Annotated in this window: 20 protein-coding genes; 12 read left to right on the top strand and 8 right to left on the bottom strand. The window is 47.5% G+C overall.

Going from position 1 to position 20,403, the window contains the following annotated elements:
* Positions 1 to 175: 175 nt before the first annotated feature.
* The 7 genes from NYE36_RS19610 to licH all read left to right on the top strand — a co-directional run bounded on the left by NYE36_RS19610 (position 176) and on the right by licH (position 6,511).
* Positions 176 to 766: a DNA-3-methyladenine glycosylase gene (locus NYE36_RS19610; RefSeq protein ID WP_007407743.1), complete on the top strand. Its 591-nt coding sequence runs from the start codon at positions 176 to 178 to the stop codon at positions 764 to 766.
* 60 nt (positions 767 to 826) lie between these two features.
* Positions 827 to 952 (top strand): hypothetical protein, encoded by a 126-nt coding sequence (locus NYE36_RS19605; protein WP_003150859.1) that lies wholly within the window; start codon positions 827 to 829, stop codon positions 950 to 952.
* A gap of 146 nt (positions 953 to 1,098) precedes the next feature.
* A complete protein-coding gene (gene licR, locus NYE36_RS19600; protein WP_053573932.1) occupies positions 1,099 to 3,054 on the top strand; it encodes a transcriptional regulator LicR in 1,956 nt (651 codons plus the stop codon).
* Positions 3,055 to 3,152: 98 nt separating this feature from the next.
* Complete coding sequence (gene licB / locus NYE36_RS19595) at positions 3,153 to 3,461, top strand: PTS lichenan transporter subunit IIB (protein WP_003150863.1); 309 nt, start codon at positions 3,153 to 3,155, stop codon at positions 3,459 to 3,461.
* A 15-nt stretch (positions 3,462 to 3,476) separates the two neighbouring features.
* Complete coding sequence (gene celB / locus NYE36_RS19590) at positions 3,477 to 4,835, top strand: PTS cellobiose transporter subunit IIC (RefSeq protein WP_015240833.1); 1,359 nt, start codon at positions 3,477 to 3,479, stop codon at positions 4,833 to 4,835.
* Between the two features lie 18 nt (positions 4,836 to 4,853).
* Positions 4,854 to 5,186, top strand: a complete 333-nt coding sequence (gene licA, locus NYE36_RS19585; protein WP_003150867.1) for a PTS lichenan transporter subunit IIA — start codon at positions 4,854 to 4,856, stop codon at positions 5,184 to 5,186.
* On the top strand, positions 5,183 to 6,511 hold the full coding sequence (gene licH, locus NYE36_RS19580) for a 6-phospho-beta-glucosidase LicH (RefSeq protein ID WP_014419213.1): 1,329 nt from the start codon (positions 5,183 to 5,185) through the stop codon (positions 6,509 to 6,511). The genes licA and licH overlap by 4 nt, the downstream gene beginning before the upstream one ends.
* A 39-nt stretch (positions 6,512 to 6,550) precedes the next feature.
* Here the strand turns inward: licH and NYE36_RS19575 are convergent, their stop codons facing one another.
* The 6 genes from NYE36_RS19575 to NYE36_RS19550 form a co-directional block, all read right to left on the bottom strand.
* Positions 6,551 to 7,639, bottom strand: coding sequence for a branched-chain amino acid aminotransferase (locus NYE36_RS19575; RefSeq protein ID WP_014419212.1), 1,089 nt, complete (start codon positions 7,637 to 7,639; stop codon positions 6,551 to 6,553).
* Between the two features lie 186 nt (positions 7,640 to 7,825).
* Positions 7,826 to 9,004 carry a D-alanyl-lipoteichoic acid biosynthesis protein DltD gene (gene dltD, locus NYE36_RS19570; RefSeq protein ID WP_012118763.1) on the bottom strand — a complete coding sequence of 393 codons (1,179 nt, stop codon included), beginning with the start codon at positions 9,002 to 9,004 and terminating at the stop codon, positions 7,826 to 7,828.
* Complete coding sequence (gene dltC / locus NYE36_RS19565) at positions 9,005 to 9,241, bottom strand: D-alanine--poly(phosphoribitol) ligase subunit 2 (protein WP_003150875.1); 237 nt, start codon at positions 9,239 to 9,241, stop codon at positions 9,005 to 9,007.
* Between the two features lie 16 nt (positions 9,242 to 9,257).
* Positions 9,258 to 10,439 carry a D-alanyl-lipoteichoic acid biosynthesis protein DltB gene (gene dltB, locus NYE36_RS19560; RefSeq protein ID WP_064107975.1) on the bottom strand — a complete coding sequence of 394 codons (1,182 nt, stop codon included), beginning with the start codon at positions 10,437 to 10,439 and terminating at the stop codon, positions 9,258 to 9,260.
* Positions 10,436 to 11,947, bottom strand: a complete 1,512-nt coding sequence (gene dltA, locus NYE36_RS19555; protein WP_012118761.1) for a D-alanine--poly(phosphoribitol) ligase subunit DltA — start codon at positions 11,945 to 11,947, stop codon at positions 10,436 to 10,438. The genes dltB and dltA overlap by 4 nt, the downstream gene beginning before the upstream one ends.
* A 15-nt stretch (positions 11,948 to 11,962) precedes the next feature.
* Positions 11,963 to 12,112, bottom strand: a complete 150-nt coding sequence (locus tag NYE36_RS19550; RefSeq protein ID WP_003150882.1) for a teichoic acid D-Ala incorporation-associated protein DltX — start codon at positions 12,110 to 12,112, stop codon at positions 11,963 to 11,965.
* Between the two features lie 443 nt (positions 12,113 to 12,555).
* Here NYE36_RS19550 and NYE36_RS19545 point away from each other — a divergent pair, with 443 nt between their 5' ends.
* From NYE36_RS19545 to NYE36_RS19535, 3 genes are all read left to right on the top strand, one after another.
* The gene (locus NYE36_RS19545) at positions 12,556 to 13,491 is read left to right on the top strand and encodes a 1,4-dihydroxy-2-naphthoate polyprenyltransferase (protein WP_265450961.1); all 936 of its coding nucleotides are present in this window, start codon (positions 12,556 to 12,558) and stop codon (positions 13,489 to 13,491) included.
* A 131-nt stretch (positions 13,492 to 13,622) separates the two neighbouring features.
* On the top strand, positions 13,623 to 14,255 hold the full coding sequence (locus tag NYE36_RS19540; protein ID WP_007407732.1) for a GTP pyrophosphokinase family protein: 633 nt from the start codon (positions 13,623 to 13,625) through the stop codon (positions 14,253 to 14,255).
* A gap of 259 nt (positions 14,256 to 14,514) precedes the next feature.
* Positions 14,515 to 15,375, top strand: coding sequence for a glycosyltransferase family 8 protein (locus tag NYE36_RS19535; RefSeq protein WP_041482227.1), 861 nt, complete (start codon positions 14,515 to 14,517; stop codon positions 15,373 to 15,375).
* 55 nt (positions 15,376 to 15,430) lie between these two features.
* Here NYE36_RS19535 and NYE36_RS19530 read toward each other — a convergent pair whose 3' ends face one another.
* The gene (locus NYE36_RS19530; RefSeq protein WP_094032048.1) at positions 15,431 to 17,176 is read right to left on the bottom strand and encodes a S8 family peptidase; all 1,746 of its coding nucleotides are present in this window, start codon (positions 17,174 to 17,176) and stop codon (positions 15,431 to 15,433) included.
* Positions 17,177 to 17,337: 161 nt separating this feature from the next.
* Here NYE36_RS19530 and celB (NYE36_RS19525) point away from each other — a divergent pair, with 161 nt between their 5' ends.
* Entirely contained in the window at positions 17,338 to 18,672 is a 1,335-nt protein-coding gene (gene celB / locus NYE36_RS19525) for a PTS cellobiose transporter subunit IIC (RefSeq protein WP_007407728.1), read from the top strand.
* Between the two features lie 28 nt (positions 18,673 to 18,700).
* Here the strand turns inward: celB (NYE36_RS19525) and NYE36_RS19520 are convergent, their stop codons facing one another.
* Entirely contained in the window at positions 18,701 to 19,084 is a 384-nt protein-coding gene (locus tag NYE36_RS19520; protein ID WP_032875731.1) for a VOC family protein, read from the bottom strand.
* Between the two features lie 94 nt (positions 19,085 to 19,178).
* On the opposite strand from NYE36_RS19520, the gene NYE36_RS19515 reads away from it, so the two are divergent.
* Positions 19,179 to 20,366 (top strand): class I SAM-dependent rRNA methyltransferase, encoded by a 1,188-nt coding sequence (locus NYE36_RS19515; protein WP_007407727.1) that lies wholly within the window; start codon positions 19,179 to 19,181, stop codon positions 20,364 to 20,366.
* Positions 20,367 to 20,403 lie beyond the last annotated feature (37 nt).

Genomic DNA, 20,403 nt, shown 5'->3' with positions numbered 1-20,403 from the left:
TTTATTGAACATGAGAATCATTTTCATTTGAACCATCATATTATACCGAGCCGATTTTCAAAACGCAATAGAGCGTTCAACAATAATGTCCTTTTTTTCTCTCATGTTTATATTGTAAAAAAGAAGTGAAAAACGTGAAAGAGGAAATCGCTATATTCAGAAAGGAGGGAGGCAAATGGCGGGAGAACGAAAGCCTTTGCCGATTGAATTTTACCAGAGACCGTCAGTGGAGCTTGCCCCTTTATTGCTCGGCTGTCTCTTGGTGAAGGAGACGGATGAGGGAACGGCTTCAGGTTTTATCGTGGAAACGGAAGCTTATATGGGAGCGGAAGACCGGGCGGCGCACAGCTTCGGCAACCGGCGCACGAAACGGACGGAAATTATGTTCCATGAGGCGGGCCGCATTTATACATACGTCATGCACACTCATACATTAATGAACGTCGTCGCCGCGGACATCGGCATTCCGCAGGCCGTGTTAATCAGGGCGGCGGAGCCTCATGAAGGACAGTTCCTGATGGAGAGCAGGAGACCGGGCAGACCCCCGAGAGAGTGGACAAACGGTCCGGGAAAACTGACGAAGGCGATGGGCATTTCAATGAACGACTACGGCGGCATGATCACGGAACCGCCGCTGTATATTACGGAGGGCTTTACGCCTGAGCATATATCAACAGGCCCGAGAATCGGGATTGACAACAGCGGAGAAGCCCGGGATTATCCGTGGCGCTATTGGGTGACGGGGAACCGGTATGTCTCACGCTGACCATGTTTATAAACGCTGATAACAGGGGAAAGACAAGGTAAAAGAAAGGGGATTCAGACATTGAAAAAATTTTTCAAAACGATTATCAAATGGGCGCCCGTCATCTATCCGATCATCAGAAAAATCATAAAAGAACGGAAGGCATCTAAGCGGAACCGCATGTCCGCATCCCGAACAGCCGGCTGATCCGGCTGTTTTTTTACGGGCTTGGCATCGGATTGCCGCATTGACTTGAAATCCTCCCCATTATAGAATTTACATACATTTACCCCTTCCTCATTCTATTTGCCCATTTTTCACGTCTGCATCTGATCTGATAGGAGGTTTTTCTCATGCTTCATGGGCGGCTTCGTGAACTTCTGCGCTTGCTTTTAGCTGCTGAAACACCGGTTACAAGCTCAGTCATCGCTGCAAATGTAAAGGTAACGACGCGGACGGTCCGCAATGACATAAAGGAACTGCAAACCATTGTAGAAAAACACGGCGCATCCATTCAATCTGTCAGAGGGAGCGGCTATAAGCTGCTGATCCGGAATGAGCAGCCGTTTAAAAACTGGCTTCAGGACAATTTCCAGCAGAACAGCACCGTGCCGATTTTTCCCGATGAACGGATAGATTACCTTATGAAAAGAATGCTTCTGGCCGACGGCTACCTCAAGCTGGATGACTTGGCGGAAGAACTATTCATCAGTAAATCCACACTTCAATCTGATTTAAAAGAAGTCAAAAAACGGCTCCGCCCCTATGACATCATTTTGGAAACAAGGCCGAACTACGGCTTTAAGCTGCGCGGCGAAGAGCTCCGCCTCCGTTATTGTATGGCGGAATACTTAGTGGACGACCGCGAGCCTGAGCCTGATCTCCTGAGTGAAAAGGCCGGTATTCTGCCGAAAGACGACATTCATGTGATCCGCACAGCCATTATGAAGCAGGTTCGAAACCATAAGATCCCGCTTTCTTTCTTCGGCCTGAACAATCTCATCATCCATATCGCCATTGCCTGCAAACGAATCCGGACAGAAAACTATGTATCTCTCATTCCGGAAGATCTTCATGATATTAAGCTTGAAACAGAATATCAGTCAGCGGAAGCCATCGTAAAAGAGCTTGAATCGGCGCTTTCGGTCACCTTTCCCGAACAGGAAACCGCCTATATCGCCATTCACCTGCTCGGGACAAAGCGCATGACCCAGTCACAACTGGAAGGAAAAGAGCTTACAAGGCTGATAGACGGGGAAACCAGCCGTTTGACGGAGGCCATGATTGAAGCCATTGAGCGGGAGCTTAAGCTCGGAATCACGGACGACAATGAGCTGAAAGCGGGTCTTGCGCTCCACATCAAGCCGGCGATTAACCGAAACCGGTACGGAATGAACCTGAGAAACCCGATGCTCTCCGCCATAAAGGAAAATTATCCGCTCGCATTTGAAGCGGGAGTGATTGCGGGAATCGTGATCAAGGAGCAAACCGGCATTGATATTCATGAGAATGAGATCGGATATTTGGCGCTTCATTTCGGAGCCGCCATTGAAAGGAGAAAGACGGAACGGCCGCCTAAGCGCTGCTTGATTGTCTGTGCGTCCGGCGCCGGCAGCGCGCAGCTTTTAAGAGAAAAGCTCCGTTCCCGGTTCGCAAAGCGTCTTGAAATCGTCGGAACTGCTGATTACTGCAGCCTTGACCAGCTTTCCTTTGAGTCGATTGATTTTGTGGTCAGCACAGTGCCGATCAAAAAAGATCTGCCCGTTCCCGTGTTGAAGGTTCATACGCTGTTGGGCGGCGGGGATTTTACAAAAATCGACGCCATGCTGGAAGAAAAGCGGGAACAATTGAACTTTCTGAAACCGGAGCTGGTATTTTTGCAGCAGGATCTGGAGACGAAGGAGGACGTCATCCGTTTTCTCGGACAGCAGGTTGCTGAAGCCGGCCTCGCTTCTGATTCTCTGACCGATTCTATTTTTGAAAGGGAAGCGATTTCTCCTACGAGTTTCGGCAATCTTACGGCGATTCCGCACCCGCTCGTTCCGCAGACAGACACGACGTTTTGGGCGGTATGCACGCTGAAGAAGCCGATTGACTGGGCGGATAAGCGTGTCCAATTTGTCTGCCTGCTCTGCGTCGAGAAAGAAAGCAAAGCCGACCTCCAGCATATGTACAAATGGCTCGGCGGGATGTTAGATGATCCGGCCGCGGTAAGCCGTCTCTTAAAATGCACAGCCTATCAGGAGGTTTTACGAGTATTCAGAGACAAACGATCAGAGAAAGACCGGGATACACCTTTTTTCCGTTAACAGCGGAAAAAGCCTGAGTAGTTATGAAAGCGATTTCATAATATGATGGTACTAACATCGAGACATACAAAATATCAAACTTTCAGGAGGTCTTTTACATGAATATATTACTCGTTTGTGCAGCAGGGATGTCAACAAGCTTACTCGTCACCAAGATGGAAAAAAGCGCGCAGGAACAAGGAAAAGAATATAAAATCTGGGCGGTGTCAGGCGATTCAGTCAACCAGCATATTGATAAAGCGGACGTATTGCTGCTTGGGCCTCAAGTCCGTTATTTGCTTCCGCAGCTGAAAAAATTGGGTGAATCAAAAGGAGTGCCGGTTGAAGTCATCAATACCGTCCATTACGGCACATGCAACGGAGCGGAGGTTCTGAAATCAGCGGAACAGCTCGGAAACGCATCGTAGAAAGGGGCGGGCCGTGTGAATAAGGTGAACCAGTTTTTAGAAGAGAAAGTCATGCCCATTGCTGGAAAAATTGCCTCCCAGCGGCATCTGCAAGCATTGCGTGACGGGATCATCCTCACCATGCCGCTTATTATCATCGGTTCATTTTTTCTGATCATCGGCAACCTGCCGATTCCGGGATATGCGGATTTCATGGCAAAGACGTTCGGAAGCGCCTGGTCTCAAAAACTGCAATATCCGGTTGATGCGACCTTTGAAATCATGGGTCTTGTCGCCGCTTTCGGAATCGCCTACCGCCTGGCCGAAAAATACGGGGTGGATGCATTATCGGCCGGTGCGATATCTTTGGCGGCGTTTCTCTTGGCAACGCCGTACAAAGTTCCGTTTCTGCCTTCCGGCGCCAAAGAGGAAATCATGGTCGGCGGCGGCATCCCGCTGTCTCTCATGGGAAGCAAAGGGCTGTTTGTCGCGATGATCATCGCCATGCTGTCGACGGAAATTTACCGCCTGATCATCCAGCGGAATTTCGTCTTCAAAATGCCGGACGGCGTGCCTCCTGCGGTCAGCAAATCGTTTATCGCTTTAATTCCCGGTTTTGCCGTCATCTTTCTGATCTGGGGCGCGCGTTTAATTGTCGAAGCGACACCGTTTGAAAGCCTTCATAACATTGTAAGCGTTGTACTGGGGACACCGCTCTCGATTCTTGGGGGAAGTCTCGGCGGAAGCCTGATAGCCGAAGCGGTTCAAATGCTCTTGTGGGCGTGCGGATTACACGGGGCGAACATAGTCGGCGGCGTCATGGCGCCGATCTGGTTCGGAGCGATGGATGCCAACCGGATTGCGTTTCAGGCGGGCGATGCGCTTCCGAATATTTTCACCCAGCAGTTTTTTGAAATCTGGATCAACATCGGCGGAAGCGGCGCGACACTGGCGCTCGTGGTCACCATGTTTCTCCGTTCGCGAAGCAAGCAGATGAAGCAGCTTGGGAAACTCGCCATCGGGCCGGCCGTCTTTAATATTAATGAGCCGATTATTTTCGGAATGCCGATCGTCATGAACCCGATGCTTCTCATTCCGTTCATTATCACACCGCTTGTCACACTGGTCCTTACCTATATCGGCATGAGCACTGGCCTCGTCGCCAAACCTGCCGGCATTGCCGTCCCATGGACGATGCCGCCGATTTTCTCCGGCTATCTTGCCACGGGCGGAAAAATATCAGGGGCTGTCATGCAGGCGATTAACATCATCACAGCCTTTATCGTGTACTATCCGTTCTTCAGAATGTGGGATTCGCAAAAGCTGAAAGAAGAAAACGAACTTGAACAATCGCAGGCGCCAGCCGTACAGGGAGACGAAAAAGCCGTGCTGTAGAGAAAGGGAGTGAAACACATGAATGAAAAAATGGAACAGACCATTTTTCAGATCATCCTGCATGGCGGCAACGGCAGAAGCGCATCAATGGAAGCCATTGCCGCCGCAAAGCGGGGGGACAGAGCCATGGCGGAAGAAAAGCTTCAGGAAGCCGCAAGGGAACTGACGGAAGCCCATCATTATCAGACAGAACTGATCCAAAATGAAGCCGGCGGAGAAAAAACAGACATGACGCTTTTAATGGTGCATGCGCAAGATCATTTAATGAATGCCATGACCGTGAAAGACTTGGCCGCTGAGTTAGTTGAGATTTACGAAAAAGTGAGTCTGCAAGGGGGAGCGAAAATATGACAAAAGGAATTAAAATTGTAACGATCGGCGGAGGCTCAAGCTATACACCGGAGCTTGTGGAAGGCATCATTAAACGCTATGAGGAACTGCCTGTCAGAGAATTATGGCTCGTCGACATTCCCGAAGGCGAGAAAAAACTCAATATTGTCGGCACGCTTGCAAAACGCATGGTCGAAAAAGCGGGTGTTCCGATAGAGATTCACCTGACGCTTGACCGGAGAGAAGCCTTGAAGGATGCGGATTTCGTAACGACTCAATTCCGCGTCGGCCTTCTTGAGGCCCGCGCCAAAGACGAACGGATTCCGTTAAAATACGGCGTAATCGGCCAGGAGACAAACGGTCCGGGCGGTTTATTCAAAGGGCTGCGCACCATCCCGGTTATTCTGGAAATCGCGAAAGACATCGAAGAGCTTTGTCCGAATGCATGGCTCGTGAATTTCACAAACCCTGCCGGCATGGTTACCGAGGCCTTGCTCCGCTACTCGAATCTCACAAAAGTCGTCGGCCTCTGCAATGTGCCGATCGGCATTAAAATGGGCGTCGCAAAAGCATTGGACGTGGATGTCAGCCGGATCGAAGTGCAATTTGCCGGGCTGAATCACATGGTCTTCGGATTAGATGTTTTCTTAGACGGCGTCAGCGTGAAAGATCAAGTCATTGAAGCCATGGGAGACCCGAAAAACGCCATGACGATGAAAAATATCTCAGGCGCGGAATGGGAGCCTGAATTCCTGAAGGCGCTCGATCTGATTCCTTGCGGCTACCACCGCTATTATTTCAAAACGAAAGAAATGCTCGAGCATGAAATAGAAGCGTCACAGACGGAGGGCACACGCGCCGAGGTCGTACAGAAGGTTGAGAAAGAACTGTTCGAACTGTACAAAGATCCGAATCTCGCCATCAAACCGCCGCAGCTTGAAAAACGGGGCGGAGCGTACTACAGTGACGCGGCCTGCAACCTGATCAGCTCCATCTATAACGACAAACATGATATCCAGCCCGTCAATACGATAAACAACGGCGCGATCGCCAGCATTCCGAATGACTCAGCGGTCGAAGTGAACTGTGTTATGACGAAAGACGGCCCGAAACCGATCGCCGTCGGTGATCTGCCGGTGTCTGTCCGCGGACTCGTCCAGCAAATCAAATCATTTGAGCGTGTCGCCGCTGAAGCAGCCGTCACGGGAGATTATCAAACGGCGCTACTTGCGATGACGATCAATCCTCTCGTCCCGTCAGACTCCGTGGCAAAGGCCATTCTGGATGAAATGCTTGAGGCCCACAAAGAACATCTGCCTCATTTCTTTAAGTCGATTGAAGCATAAGAGCAGTAAAAAACCCGGATTCGCTTCCGGGTTTTTTGCTTATTTTGATTCGCTTAGTGAGGCGACTTCCGTCGTCCAGCCGAACACGTCGGCTTCCGCGCCTTTTTGAATGCCTGTAATGGTATCATACAATTTCTTCGAGATCTCTCCGGTTTCACCGCTGCCGATGACAAGACTTTCATCATTCCAGATCAGTTCGCCGACCGGAGAAATGACCGCCGCCGTACCGGTTCCGAATGTTTCTTCCAATCGGCCGTCACGATGCGCCTGGATGATTTCATCGATCGAAATCTTCCGCTCAGACACAGTCAGTCCCCAATGTTTGAGAAGGGTGATGACGGAATTTCTCGTAATTCCTTCAAGAATGCTTCCGTTCAGCTCCGGCGTCACGATTTCGCCGCTGATTTTGAAGAAGATGTTCATGCTGCCGACTTCTTCGATGTATTTTTTCTCAATGCCGTCAAGCCATAAAACCTGGGAAAATCCCTTCTCTTCCGCAACCTGCTGCGCCTTCAGGCTTGATGCATAGTTGCCGGCGGTTTTCGCGTTTCCGGTGCCGCCTTTGACGGCGCGCACGAATTCGTTTTCCACGGCGATTTTTACCGGTTTAATGCCTTCTTTGTAATAAGAGCCGACCGGGGAAAGAATGATAAACAGCTTGTACGTATGGGATGCCGCTACACCGAGGAAAGGCTCAGTCGCAATGATAAACGGACGGATATAAAGGGAAGTGCCTTCCGCTTTCGGAATCCAGTCTTTGTCGATGGCTACGAGCTGTTTCAGGCCTTCAAGAACAAGCTCTTCATCAATGAGCGGGATGCAAAGGCGGTCATTTGACTGGTTCAGGCGCTCCATATTTTTCTCCGGTCTGAACAGAAGCACTTCCTGATCCTTCGTTACATACGCTTTAAGCCCTTCAAAAACGGTTTGGCCGTAATGATAAACCATGGCCGCAGGATCCATTGAGATGGACTGATAAGGGATAATTCTCGGATCATACCAGCCTTGATCGGCGTCGTAATCCATAACAAACATATGGTCGGTGAAAATTCTGCCGAACGCAAGGTCATGGGGGTCCGGTTTCGGTTTTTTGGCTGAAGTCAATTCAACACGAATGTCTTGTTTCATATTGTTCTGTCTCCCTATTGGTGTTATTGTCAAACTTATTTGAAAATAATTTATATTCTATTGTATACTTTCAACAAATATTCGCAATAGTTTTCCTCAAATTTGTGAAAAAATCAAATCACATAAAAAGCAGGGGAGAGAATGCCCCCTGCGTGTTCGTTTTTACGTATTCTGTCATCACCGTGCTCAGTGAACCGTCACCTTGCCGGTTTTGTAAAACTGCTCCATTGCTTTATCGACGTACACCCAGCCCTTCCAGGCGATATGGATGGTGTCTTTCATAAAGTACGGATCATATTCGTGCCCGGATAAGTCGGCAACCTGAAAGCCCTTCGCTTTAATTTGCTTAGTGACTTTTTTGTAGTAATCAGTCCGGCCTTTTTTCGGGAAGCCGGTGTAGTCATACCATTTTCCGTTGACCGGAATAACCACGAACATCGGTTCAGCGCCGGCATCTTTCAGAATGTCCAGCATATCCTCAAAGTCGTGATATTCGACTGATTTGGCGTATGTTCTTCCTTTGTTGATTCCTTTCACTCTCTTTACTTTCTTCTTAATCTTTTTATAAGAAGCGTCATCGATATAGAAAGGATTGGACTTGGAGCTCCGTTCTCCTAATTGAGCGGCGGCTGTTTTTAACTCTGACCACGATTTTCCTTTCAGGTTTTCAGAGATCGTCCGTTCAGGGCCCTTGTTTTCTCCCATTGAATAATAAAGATCTTTTTTCTCAAGCAGAGAATAATAAGCTTTGGCAGCCGGCATGACCGCTTTCACTTTCCATGATTGTCCGTTGACCATTCCCTTGTACAATTCAGAAAGGACGGCATCATGCTGAACGACTTTAAAACGGAGCATGCGCTTCATCATGTTCTTTTTGACCGCGGGATCAATCTGGTTATTAAATGCTAAATCCAATGCCTGAAGTGATGAAAAATTCGGCGCAAAGTGCTGTTCATCAGAACCTTTTTTGATAAACCATTGCGGAGAAACAATGAATACCAGCTTTTTGCCTTTCAGCTGCTGATAATGCGCCGCAAAGTTCACGGCGTGTATCAAGGATTGGTCCCCGCCTTTTCCGACAAGATAAGGCGTAAAGCCTTGGTTGTTCACTTGGAAATAGTTGGACGGGTGAAACTCATCCAGTCTTGAAAGCTCGGAAGAACCGAAAATCGGCAGATACTTCGAGTCTTCGAACATTTTGTTTTGAAGATAGAGCCCCTGGAACATATTCGGATTTAAGGCTGCCGCCGACTCTTCGACACGTTTTTCAGGAATGAAGCGCGTAAGCCATGAAGCCGGAACTGCGATAGCTCCGACAAACAGGACGAACGCTAAAATAATTGGTCCAAAGAAACGCTTTTTCATTTACTTCAACTCAGTCAGTTTGTTTACAATGTTGTTTGGCGTATTCCACTCGTCACGGTCAAATTCAGTGATCGGCACTGTAATGCCGAAGCGGTTTTCGATGGCGACAAGCAGTTCTACAGTTCCGAAAGAATCAAGCAGTCCTTCTTCAAAGATTTCAATATCAGGATTTTCTTTCACAGCGTCCTCCTGACAAACTTCAGCTAATACGTCTAATACTTCCTGTTTAAATTCCATGTGTTTTCAATCTCCTTTAGTGATGAAATGGTTTTCCTGAGAAAATATAAAATCCGAAACATACGAAATGGAATGTGATGACGATGGCTAAAAAGGCCGTAAAACGATTGGCGGGCAGCCACTTGTATTTCTTATTCCATTTCTCAAAAAAGTTATACCCGGTCATTAATACGGCGTGGTACAGGCCGTATATAATATATTGCAGGGCGAGTCCGTGCCAGACGCCCATCAGCATGAACAGCAGGAAATACCCGATGTTCGAGACGGCCATCCGGTTCTTTATCCATTTTTTCTTTGTCATCCAGAAAACAAAGCGCATAAATACGTAGTCTCTGAACCAGAAGGATAAGGACATGTGCCAGCGGTTCCAGAAGTCTTTAATGTTTTTGCTGATAAACGGCTTATTAAAGTTTTCCGGAGATTTGATACCCATGATATAGCTTACACCGACGGCAAACATCGTGTAACCCGCAAAATCAAAAAACAGGTATAAGCTGTATCCGTACATGTACAGCACATTACCCCACAGTTTGCTGTGGGTGATATGAGACAGATTCATAATGAAATACGTGTTAATCGCATATCCGATAATGAATTTGTATAAGAAACCGATAAAAATTTTATGAATGCCGGTATACAGTAAATCAGCGTATTCTCCCTTTGTCCATACTTTCTGTTCGTCCTTGGCAAATCTGCGGTATCTGTCGATCGGACCGGAAGAAATGGTCGGGAAAAACATAATAAAGTACAAAAGGCGGTGAAGCGGCATTTTTTCTTTAATCAGCCCGTCTCTCGTTTCCATGATCAGCTGGACGCCTTTAAATGTCAAATAAGAAATTCCTAAGAAACTGATCAGGTTATGAACCGGGTGATGAGGCACCGGCGGAAAGAAAAACGGCCATAATTTAGATAAAAACAGGGGTAAAATGGACGCGATCACGGCCATACTGAAGACAAAGCCGCTGTTGGCTTTCAGTCTGTAAGCGAGATAACCCCTGATTAAAAGCACCTGCCACAGCGTAAAGATACATAGTGCGATCACGCCGTGCAGATCATGCGCGAAAATCAAAGCCAATACGATGATGGATATAAACATGTTGTATCCTTGGAATCTCTTGCCGTTCAGCCCTAAAATAATCGTCGGCAAAAGAAGGATTCCAAGTAAGATAAAGAAGAAAAACGAGCTGTAAGGCGTCATACAAGAACCTCTTCGCCAATGCGTTTACGGTCGATTTTTCCGTTCGCAGTCATTTGAATGTGATCCTGATAAATGAATTTTCTCGGAATCATGTAGGCCGGAAGCGAAGCGGCCAGTTCTTTCTTAATGGCGCTTGTCAGCTGGAATTCTTTTTCAAAATCATGTTTTTCAGGCACGATGGCGGCAATTAGATATTCGACAGGTCCGTTAGGCTGATACGGGATGACAACCGCCGTGCGCACATATTGAGACTGCCTTACATGTACTTCGATTTCCTCCAGCTCCATGCGGTAGCCGTGAAGCTTAATCTGGAAATCAAGGCGTCCTTGGCAGAAAATCTGACCATCCTGAACATAACCGGCATCACCCGTGTGATATGCCCACTGGCCGTCGATCGGGAAAAACGCTTTTTCCGTCAGAGAAGGTTCTCCGAGATAGCCTTTGCTTACGCTCGGGCCCGCGATGATGATTTCCCCTTTTTCTCCGTCCGGAAGCTTATTCCCGTTTTCATCCATGATGAAGATATCCATATCGGGTTTTGCAAAACCGACGGGCAGGGATTCATTTTCATCGATGATCTGCTGCGTAATTTCAACGGAGGTGACGGCAACCGTTGTTTCAGTCGGGCCGTATGTATTGAATACGCGGGCCTTCGGAAAACGGTTTAACAGCTCCTGTGCCACGGCAGCCGGAAGCGCTTCTCCGCAAAACATAAATACTTCTGCCTCAGGCAGGAGCTCCTGCGTAAAGCCGGGGTCCATCAGACACATTTGGACGAAAGACGGCGTCGATGTCCAGACGTTCAGTTTGGATTTCTCCAGCTCTTCAAATAGTACTTTCGGTTTATTGATTTTGTCTTTCGTTACGCAGTGCAGCGTACCTCCCGTTTGAAGCGACGGGAAAATGTCCATGACAGATAAATCAAAAGAAAACGGAGCTTGGTTTAAGAAAGTCTTACCCTCGCCCACAGGAAAATCCCTGCAGATCCAGTCAGTAAAGCTTTGCAGGTTATCAGCCGATATCTGCACGCCCTTCGGATTTCCCGTGCTGCCGGACGTGTAAATAATGTAAAACGTGTCCAGCTCTTTTACCCAGTTCTCACGGCTGAGGTCTGCATCTCCGTCAGCTGCAAGCTCTTCGGGCGTAACGGTTTTAATCAGATTGCTTCCCGTATCGACTGCATCGCCCGATACGCTGATAAGCAGCTCTGCGCCTGAGCTTTCAATGATTTTGACGATCCGCTCCGCCGGAATGGAAACATCGACAGGGATGTAAGGGCGGCCCGCTTTGACGCTTCCTAAGAAAGAAACGATCATATTCGGCTCCATATGTCCGTAAACCAGGACAGGCGCTTTCGAACCGTCAGCTGTATGTTTTTGAATGCCGGACGCAACCCGCTCCGACAAATCCCATAATTCCCCGTAAGTGAGGGAATGATCTAAGGAACGAAACGCTTCGGCCTGCGGCTTGGCGTCTGCGTATGTTTTTATAGCATCAAGTAGTTTCATAGTTATCCTCCCCGATTAGAAATCGTTGTAAATATAAGTGCCGGTATTCGCTGTATGAAATCCATACATCCAAAAGAGCAATACTAATATCAGAAAATAAAAGCCCGTATGAAACGTCCATTTGATCAATGTATTTTCATAAGCACGTTTTAATTTTTGCATCATATTCAAAATTCCTTCCCCGCGTATTCAATAATTACACCAGTATATGACGATTAGATTAACAAAAAGTTTCAAAATATGTCTAATATCCTAAGCTTAAAATTTCCTTAAAAATGAATGAGAAACAAAAGGATGGAAAACACGCATGTATAAATTGGCAAATGATCATACTAAAAAGGCGCTGTTCAGGCGGGATTTTTAACTTATCGTAAATATAAACGAGGTAAAAAAATTTTGGCGGCTTTTTCTTAAGCAGGCTTGTGCCGAACCCCAATGGAGAAGGGCGAAAAGCCGTTTCCGGCAGGATAGCCGATAAAGCGCCGCATCTTGTGAAATGAGGAAGAAATTATTATGATAGATAAGGTAGCAGAAAACGTGAAAACCCCAATTCAACACTACTGTTATCGGCTGACTGTGAAAGCCTTTTAATAGAAAGGAAGAGGAAAATGAATCAAAACAATATGGGGGGCGGCCAAAAGACGCCCGAGAAAGAAAGCATGGGCCGCATTTTGTGGCAGCTAACCCGCCCTCATACATTGACGGCATCGTTTGTGCCCGTACTTCTCGGCACCGTATTGGCGATGTTTTACGTAAAGGTTGATTTCCTGCTGTTTTTGGCCATGCTGTTTTCCTGCCTTTGGATCCAGATCGCCACGAACTTATTCAATGAATATTACGATTTTAAACGCGGTTTAGATACGGAGGATTCCGTCGGTATCGGCGGAGCGATCGTCCGTCACGGCATGAAGCCGAAAACAATTCTGCAGCTGGCGCTCGGCTCTTATGCGATTGCCCTCGTGCTCGGTGTTTATATCTGCATGGGCAGCAGCTGGTGGCTTGCGGCTATCGGCCTTGCCGGCATGCTGATCGGCTATCTGTATACGGGCGGCCCGCTGCCGATTGCGTATACACCGTTCGGGGAACTGTTCTCCGGCATTTGCATGGGCTCTGTATTTGTCCTTATTTCTTTCTTCATTCAGACAGGCAGAATTAATGAACAGAGCATTTTGATTTCCATCCCGATCGCCATCTTGGTCGGAGCCATTAATCTGTCCAACAATATCCGTGATATTGAGGAAGATAAAAAGGGCGGACGTAAAACCCTGGCCATTTTGATGGGGCATAGAGGGGCCGTCATGATACTGGCCGCATCTTTTGCCATCGCTTACATCTGGATCATCGGTCTTGTCATCATGGGTTACACAAGCCCGTGGCTGTTCCTGGTCTTCCTGAGCGTGCCGAAACCCGTTCAGGCCGTGAAAGGCTTTGTGAAAAACGAAATGCCGATGAACATGATTATTGCGATGAAATCAACGGCGCAAACCAATACATTTTTCGGATTCCTGCTTTCCATCGGACTCCTGATCAGTTATTTCCGCTGATCAAATGAAAAGGCAAATGCCATAACCGGCATTTGCTTTTTTTTATGACATAATCTTCACGATTTTGTAAAGAACCTGACCGCGGACTGATCCGTCTTATATACGGACAGCAAAGCAAGGAGATGAAAAAAATGGACTTGTCAACAGCCCATATGGATGATTTGAAAACGGTCATGGAAGATTGGAAAAATGAATTATTAGTTTATAAATTCGCTTTAGATGAGCTGGATACGAAGTTTTCTATCATCAGCCAGGAATATAATCTGATTCACGGGCATAACCCGATCGAGCATACAAAATCACGCGTAAAAAGTTTCGAGAGTATCGTCAATAAACTGATGCGCAAAGGCTGTGATGTGACGACGCAGGAAATGAAAGAGCATATTCATGATATTGCGGGTGTCAGGATTATCTGTTCCTTTATTTCCGATATTTATAATGTCGCTGAGGTTTTGAAGCAGCATAAGGACCTGAAGATCGTAAAGGTGAAGGATTATATCAAACACCCGAAGCCGAACGGCTACCGCAGCCTGCATTTGATTATTGAAATTCCCGTTTATTTGACGAATCGTGTGGAATATGTGAAGGCGGAAATTCAAATCCGCACCATTGCCATGGATTTTTGGGCGAGCCTTGAACATAAAATTTATTACAAATTAAATAACGAAGTCCCAAAGCATCTGACCGACGAGTTGAAGGAAGCAGCGGACATCGCCCATTATTTAGACGAAAAGATGCTTGGGATTAAGAAAGAAGTCGATTAAACGATTGACCCATCACAACCAGCCGGACCGCTTTTATGTGCAGTCCGGCTGGTTGTTTTTATGTTTACGTGTTTTCGCTTTCCTGCGCGATATATTCTGACGATGATTCAGGCTGAAATCCTGATTGAATTTGAACAGGGAATGCAGTAGATATCAAATCGCAAACAGCACATTCCCGCAGAAAAAATGTGTAAGATCGAGGTTTACTTTTTAAAAAAAGGGAAAGACATTTGTACAACAAAAAGGGAGATGAATATCAGTGGGAAAGAATGAAACAATGCATATCGTATCATGTGCCGATGATCATTATGCTCGTCATTTGGGTGGGATGTTCGCTTCTTTATTGATGAATATGGATAAAACAAGGGATGCAAAATTATATGTAATCGACGGCGGAATTACTGCCGAAAACAAGGACAAGCTTGAACAGACCGCGATGTCATTCGGGACGCCGCTTGAATTTTTAGAAGTAGACGCTGATCAATACAAGCATGCAGTCGAAAGCAGCCACATTACAAAAGCGGCTTATTACCGCATTTCCATCCCTGATTTAATTAAGGATGAGTCCGTAAAGCGGATGATTTACATTGATTGCGATGCAATTGTGATGGAAGATATTTCGGTTTTATGGGACTTGGATATTTCCCCGGCAATAGTTGCGGCGGTAGAAGACGCCGGACAGCATGAAAGGCTGAAAAAAATGAATATCAGCGACACTGCCAAGTATTTTAATTCCGGTATTATGATTATAGATTTCGAACCTTGGAGAAAACAAAATATTTCCGAAAAGGTGATTGATTTTATTAACGAAAACAGCTCGGAGGATTTTCTCGTGTTTCATGATCAGGACGCGCTTAACGCGATCTTATATGATCAATGGCATGAACTGCATCCGCGCTGGAACGCGCAGACGCATATTATCATGAATGAGAAAACGCCTCCTGAACTGATCGACCGTATACGTTACAGAGAAACACGTGCCGAACCGGCCATCGTCCATTTCTGCGGCAGTGACAAGCCTTGGAATACAGGCACCTCGCACCCGTATCGTGATCATTATTTCCGATATATGTCCTATACGAAATGGAACACGATCGACCGCCCGGCCATGAACCAATAGGCAGGTGTGATGAAACGCTTGTGAAGCCGTTATCCGGCTCATAAGCGTTTTTTTGCTATTTCACCCGAATCGCACGCACGCGTTTTTGCAGGCTGGTCTTTTCGGCAGACGGCTTCAATCGGCTGACTGCCGTTTGCGCCGCTGATTTTGCTTTTTTCGTCTTTGTTTTTTCAGCCGTTTTTACTTTGTCTCTAGCCTGCTGCCGGTTGAGTTTATCTTTTATCCGGTCAAGCCGTTTTTCCAGAGCGTTTTTTTCTTTTCCCGGCTGGATTTCGCTGACTGCTTTTTGGGCTTTTGCGGTGCTGGCCTCAGAGGTCTTTTTTTCCGCCTGCTTGACGCTGGCCTCAGCTGTTTTCAAAAGGCTTGAGTTGACAGCGTTCAGCCGCTTTTGCAGCCCTTTTTTTTCTGAACCGGCCGGTAATTTGCGAATGGCGCTTTGTGCGGCATTGACGGCGGTTTTTTTCTTTTGTTTTTCGGCAGTCCGGACTTTGTCTCTTGCGTCCGTCACATTTCTTGCCGTCTGAACTTTATTGATCCGGGCCTCGAGAGCGGTTTTTCCCTTTGACTTGGACAGCTTGCTGACGGCCGTTTTTGCTTGATTGATATCTGCCTGTTTTTTCGTCTTTTCCGCTTTTATTACGGCCCGTTCGGCATAGCTCTTTTGCTTTACATGATATTGCACCAGGCCGTACCCGAATCGGCTGTCACGTCCGGGAGCGCCCAGATCTTTGACGTTTTGCTGCATCTGCTGCCGGAGCTGTGTATTTGTTTCCTCGGGATATTTCTGCCTGAGCAGCGCGAACATGCCGGTGACGTGGGGCGCGGCTTGAGATGTGCCGTCAGCCGTGGCGTACATTTGATTCAGATACGTGCTCGTAATATTGGTGCCGGGTGCGGTAAACTCAATTTGTTTTCCGGTCGTGGAAAAAGCCGCGAGCCCGTTTTTTTCAGTTGACGCTGAGACTGCCGTTACGCTGCTGTAGGCACCCGGATAATTGACGGGTTTTTTGTTGCCGTCGTTTCCTGCGGCGGCTACGATCACGATTCCTTTTTTGTATGCTTTATCTACGGCGTCGTGAAGAATTTTGCTGTCTGCGTTAGTTCCGAGGCTCATATTGATGATGTCCATTTTATTGGCGATCGACCAGTCGATTGCTTTAAGAAGGCTCTTAAGATCCCCTGCACCCTTTCTGTCTAATGCCTTAACCGCATATAACCGGACATCCGGCGCGATGCCGTCAATGCCGTATCCGTCATGTTTTGCCGCAATGATTCCGGCGACATGCGTCCCGTGTCCGTTGTCATCTTTGTATGAGGAAGTATAGCTGACTGCGGAATAGCCTCCGGCAATGGAAAGGTCATCATGAGGGTAAATGCCGCTGTCAATGACAGCCACTTTCACCTTTTTTCCCGTCAAGCCTTCTTTCCACGCCTGCTTGACCTGAGTCGGTTCTATATCCCATTGCGGCAGTGCGTAACTGCTGCTTTGGGCTGCTGATAACGGGCGGATATCAGAACCGTCTGCTGCCTGAAAGGATACATTGTCTTCTACATATAAGATGTCAGGGTCCTGTTTCAGGTCTTTCACCGTTTGTGAATCGGCTGACACGGCGACTGCCGGGAGATGCTGATAGGTCTGTTCCACATCCGCTCTGCTGTCTATGGCGGATTCCTTGCCGTTTTGATTTTTGTACACCACGATAACGTCCCGGTCGTGCGTCTCGGCGTGCGCGGGCGCCGCGGCGGAGAACAGGCCGACGCACAAGGCCGCGGCCATTATCGGTTTCAGGGTGTGATACATTGTGATTCCCCCTTTTTCTTTATATATCGGCAGTGCGGAATTCTTTTTTTCCTGAGGGATAAGGAAAATTTCTGTATGCAAATGTAAGCGTTTCCAAAATATGATGGAGAAAATGCTTTAAGACATCTGCGCAATGAACTCAAAAAGGGGGTTTTTGATAAATGAGTACGTTCAATCGGGTCATGGAAGAAAAAATCATGCCTGTCGCCGGAAAAGTCGCCGGCCAAAGGCACTTAAGAGCTTTGCGGGACGGCATTATTTTGACTATGCCGCTTATCATCATCGGATCGGTTTTTCTGATTCTGACGAGTCTTCCGATTCCCGGTTATGCCGATTTTATGGCTGGTCTTTTCGGTGAAAATTGGGTTGAAAAGCTCGGGTATCCCGTGAATGCGTCCTTTGATATTATGGCGCTTGTCGCCGCCTTTGGGATTGCTTACCGGCTTGCGGAAAGCTATGAGGTGGATGCCCTGTCGTCGGGAGCCATTGCCCTTGCCGCCTTTTTATTGGCGACGCCGTATCAGATTCCGTTTATTCCTGACGGCTCGGCAACAGAGATTATGGTGGGAGGCGGCATTCCGATTTCGCTGCTCGGAAGCAAAGGTCTGTTTGTCGCGATGATCATTGCAATGCTGTCTACGGAAGTGTACCGGTTTATCATACAAAGAAATATCGTCATTAAAATGCCTGACGGAGTGCCGCCTGCGGTCAGCAAATCGTTTGTTGCGCTCATCCCCGGTTTCATTATTATTACGCTTGTATGGCTGGCCCGTCTGTTTATTGAAATAACTCCTTTTAAAAGCCTCCACAATGTGGTAGGCGATCTGCTGGGCACCCCGCTGTCTATTTTGGGCGGGAGTCTCGGCGGAAGTCTTATCGCCGAATTCGTGCAAATGCTGCTTTGGTCGTGCGGCATACACGGCGCGTCCATTATCGGCGGCGTCATGTCGCCGATCTGGTACGGGGCGATGGACGCCAACCGTTTGGCTTTTCAGGCGGGAGAAGCGCTGCCGAGCATTTTTACGACACAGTTCTTTCAAATATGGATTAATGTCGGCGGAAGCGGAGCGACGCTTGCCCTTGTGCTGACCATGCTTGTGCGCTCCAGAAGCAAACAGATGAAACAGCTCGGCCGTCTCGGCATCGGGCCCGCGATTTTTAACATTAACGAACCGATTATTTTCGGGATGCCGCTCGTCATGAATCCGCTGTTAATCGTGCCCTTTATCATTGCGCCGCTCTTGACCATTACGGCGACGTACATCGGGATGAGCACGGGGATGGTGGCAAAACCGGCGGGAATCGCCGTGCCGTGGACGATGCCGCCGCTGATTTCCGGTTATTTGGCGACGGGCGGGAAAATCTCCGGTTCGGTCATGCAGCTGATCAATCTCCTGATTACATTTATCATCTATTATCCGTTTTTCCGAATTTGGGATCTTCAAAAATGGAGAGAGGAACGGGCGGCGGAACAAAACGTCACTGAAGAAACATAAAAAAAACGGGCACTTTCGCCCGTTTTTTTTAACGCTGGAAAAATTCGATCCATTCGCCGTCTGGTCCTTCAATGTAAAAGTAGCGGTACCCGTTCGGAAGCGTCGTGATTTCTTCATCGATAAATACGGCGCCCTGACGCTTCGCATGCGTGAATTCCGCCGCGATATCTTCTGTCAATAAAGCGATATGATGGACTTTTCCTTCTGCGGGAAGCTCGCTGCTGTAGCCCTGGATCAGCTCAATTTCTGTCTCCGGCCCTTCCTGAAAGCCGAGAAAGGCAAGTTCAATAATGCCGTTCGTATGAGTGATACGATCCTTTAACTGCATACCGAGAACGTCTTGATAAAAGGCGATGGATGTTTCTATATCTTTGACCATAATGCCTGTATGGTCGATTCTTTTGGCTGTCATGGTTTTCCCCCTGTTTTGAATTTTTCGGGACAATGCGGTGTTGATCATGTTTTATGGTACGATAAGAGAAAGCAAAACGAAAGAGGAATGCACAATGAAGCTACTTACAGTGAAAGATACATTTGCCGGAAAGCTGAAAAAAGGATTCCCCCTGATTGAAAAAGACGCTCTGTCCGGAAGCTCGGCTCATTTAACAGAGGGCGATCTTTTTGATGTGACATCCGAGAAGGGTGAGTTTATCGGAAAAGGCTATTACGGCTTGCAGAATAAAGGAGTCGGCTGGGTGCTGTCCCGCGCGAGAGATGAACGGATCGACGGACGTTTCTTTCTGGACAAGCTGAAAAAAGCGGCTGAAGCGAGAGCCCATCTGTTTAAGGCGCCCGATACGACGGCGTTCCGGCTTTTCAACGGTGAGGGCGACGGCATCGGCGGCGTCACGATTGACTTTTATGACGGTTATCTGCTGATTCAATGGTACAGTAAAGGCATTTACGCTTATAAGGACAGCATGATTGAGGCGATTGACGGACTGGAGCTTTCTTATAAAGCGATCTATGAAAAGAAACGATTCGATACGGCCGGGCAATACGTGGAAGACGACGATTTTGTCAAAGGCGAAAGAGGAGATTTTCCGGTCATTGTTCAAGAAAACGGCATCCGATACGCGGTGGATCTAAACGACGGGGCGATGACGGGCATTTTCTTAGACCAGCGTCATGTACGCAAAGCGATTCGGGACAAGTATGCAAACGGCAGACGGGTGCTGAATACGTTCTCTTATACGGGGGCATTTTCCGTTGCGGCGGCGCTTGGAGGAGCTGAGAAAACGACCAGCGTCGATGTCGCCAACCGCAGTCTCGCAAAAACGATTGAACAGTTCAGCGCCAACGGAATTGATTATGAGGCGCATGACATTAAAGTCATGGATGTTTTCAAATACTTCGGCTATGCGGAGAAAAAAGGGCTGGAGTTTGACCTCATCATCCTTGATCCGCCTTCTTTCGCCCGCACAAAAAAACGGACGTTCAGCGCGGCGAAAGATTATAAAAATCTGCTGAAGGAAACGATCGCCATCACCGCAAAAAACGGCATCATCGTCGCTTCGACAAACAGCAGCGCCTTCAATATGAAGAAATTTAAAGGCTTTATAGAGACCGCCTTTAAAGAAACAAATGAGCGTTACGACATTTTGGAAGAATACACGCTTCCGGAAGATTTCAAAACGATTCCCGCGTTTAAAGAAGGGAACTATTTGAAGGTTGTTTTCTTGCGGAAAAAATAGAATGACCATTTATAGCGATGAAAGAGGGGAAAAGAAA

It is taken from the genome of Bacillus sp. FSL R5-0593 (assembly GCF_038603755.1).
In the GTDB taxonomy this organism is placed as follows: domain Bacteria; phylum Bacillota; class Bacilli; order Bacillales; family Bacillaceae; genus Bacillus; species Bacillus velezensis.
The sequence above is the reverse complement of the archived record's forward strand: the minus strand, read 5'-3'. Positions and strand labels throughout refer to the sequence as shown.

Coding starts and splice junctions, on each gene's coding strand:
- licB (WP_003150863.1), top strand. CDS start 3,153: ATGAATATATTACTCGTTTGTGCAGCAGGGATGTCAACAAGCTTACTC.
- NYE36_RS19550 (WP_003150882.1), bottom strand. CDS start 12,112: ATGATGCAAAAATTAAAACGTGCTTATGAAAATACATTGATCAAATGG.
- dltC (WP_003150875.1), bottom strand. CDS start 9,241: ATGGAATTTAAACAGGAAGTATTAGACGTATTAGCTGAAGTTTGTCAG.
- NYE36_RS19520 (WP_032875731.1), bottom strand. CDS start 19,084: ATGACAGCCAAAAGAATCGACCATACAGGCATTATGGTCAAAGATATA.
- dltD (WP_012118763.1), bottom strand. CDS start 9,004: ATGAAAAAGCGTTTCTTTGGACCAATTATTTTAGCGTTCGTCCTGTTT.
- dltA (WP_012118761.1), bottom strand. CDS start 11,947: ATGAAACTACTTGATGCTATAAAAACATACGCAGACGCCAAGCCGCAG.
- dltB (WP_064107975.1), bottom strand. CDS start 10,439: ATGACGCCTTACAGCTCGTTTTTCTTCTTTATCTTACTTGGAATCCTT.
- NYE36_RS19540 (WP_007407732.1), top strand. CDS start 13,623: ATGGACTTGTCAACAGCCCATATGGATGATTTGAAAACGGTCATGGAA.
- NYE36_RS19515 (WP_007407727.1), top strand. CDS start 19,179: ATGAAGCTACTTACAGTGAAAGATACATTTGCCGGAAAGCTGAAAAAA.
- NYE36_RS19530 (WP_094032048.1), bottom strand. CDS start 17,176: ATGTATCACACCCTGAAACCGATAATGGCCGCGGCCTTGTGCGTCGGC.
- celB (WP_007407728.1), top strand. CDS start 17,338: ATGAGTACGTTCAATCGGGTCATGGAAGAAAAAATCATGCCTGTCGCC.
- NYE36_RS19545 (WP_265450961.1), top strand. CDS start 12,556: ATGAATCAAAACAATATGGGGGGCGGCCAAAAGACGCCCGAGAAAGAA.
- licH (WP_014419213.1), top strand. CDS start 5,183: ATGACAAAAGGAATTAAAATTGTAACGATCGGCGGAGGCTCAAGCTAT.
- NYE36_RS19610 (WP_007407743.1), top strand. CDS start 176: ATGGCGGGAGAACGAAAGCCTTTGCCGATTGAATTTTACCAGAGACCG.
- licA (WP_003150867.1), top strand. CDS start 4,854: ATGAATGAAAAAATGGAACAGACCATTTTTCAGATCATCCTGCATGGC.
- NYE36_RS19575 (WP_014419212.1), bottom strand. CDS start 7,639: ATGAAACAAGACATTCGTGTTGAATTGACTTCAGCCAAAAAACCGAAA.
- licR (WP_053573932.1), top strand. CDS start 1,099: ATGCTTCATGGGCGGCTTCGTGAACTTCTGCGCTTGCTTTTAGCTGCT.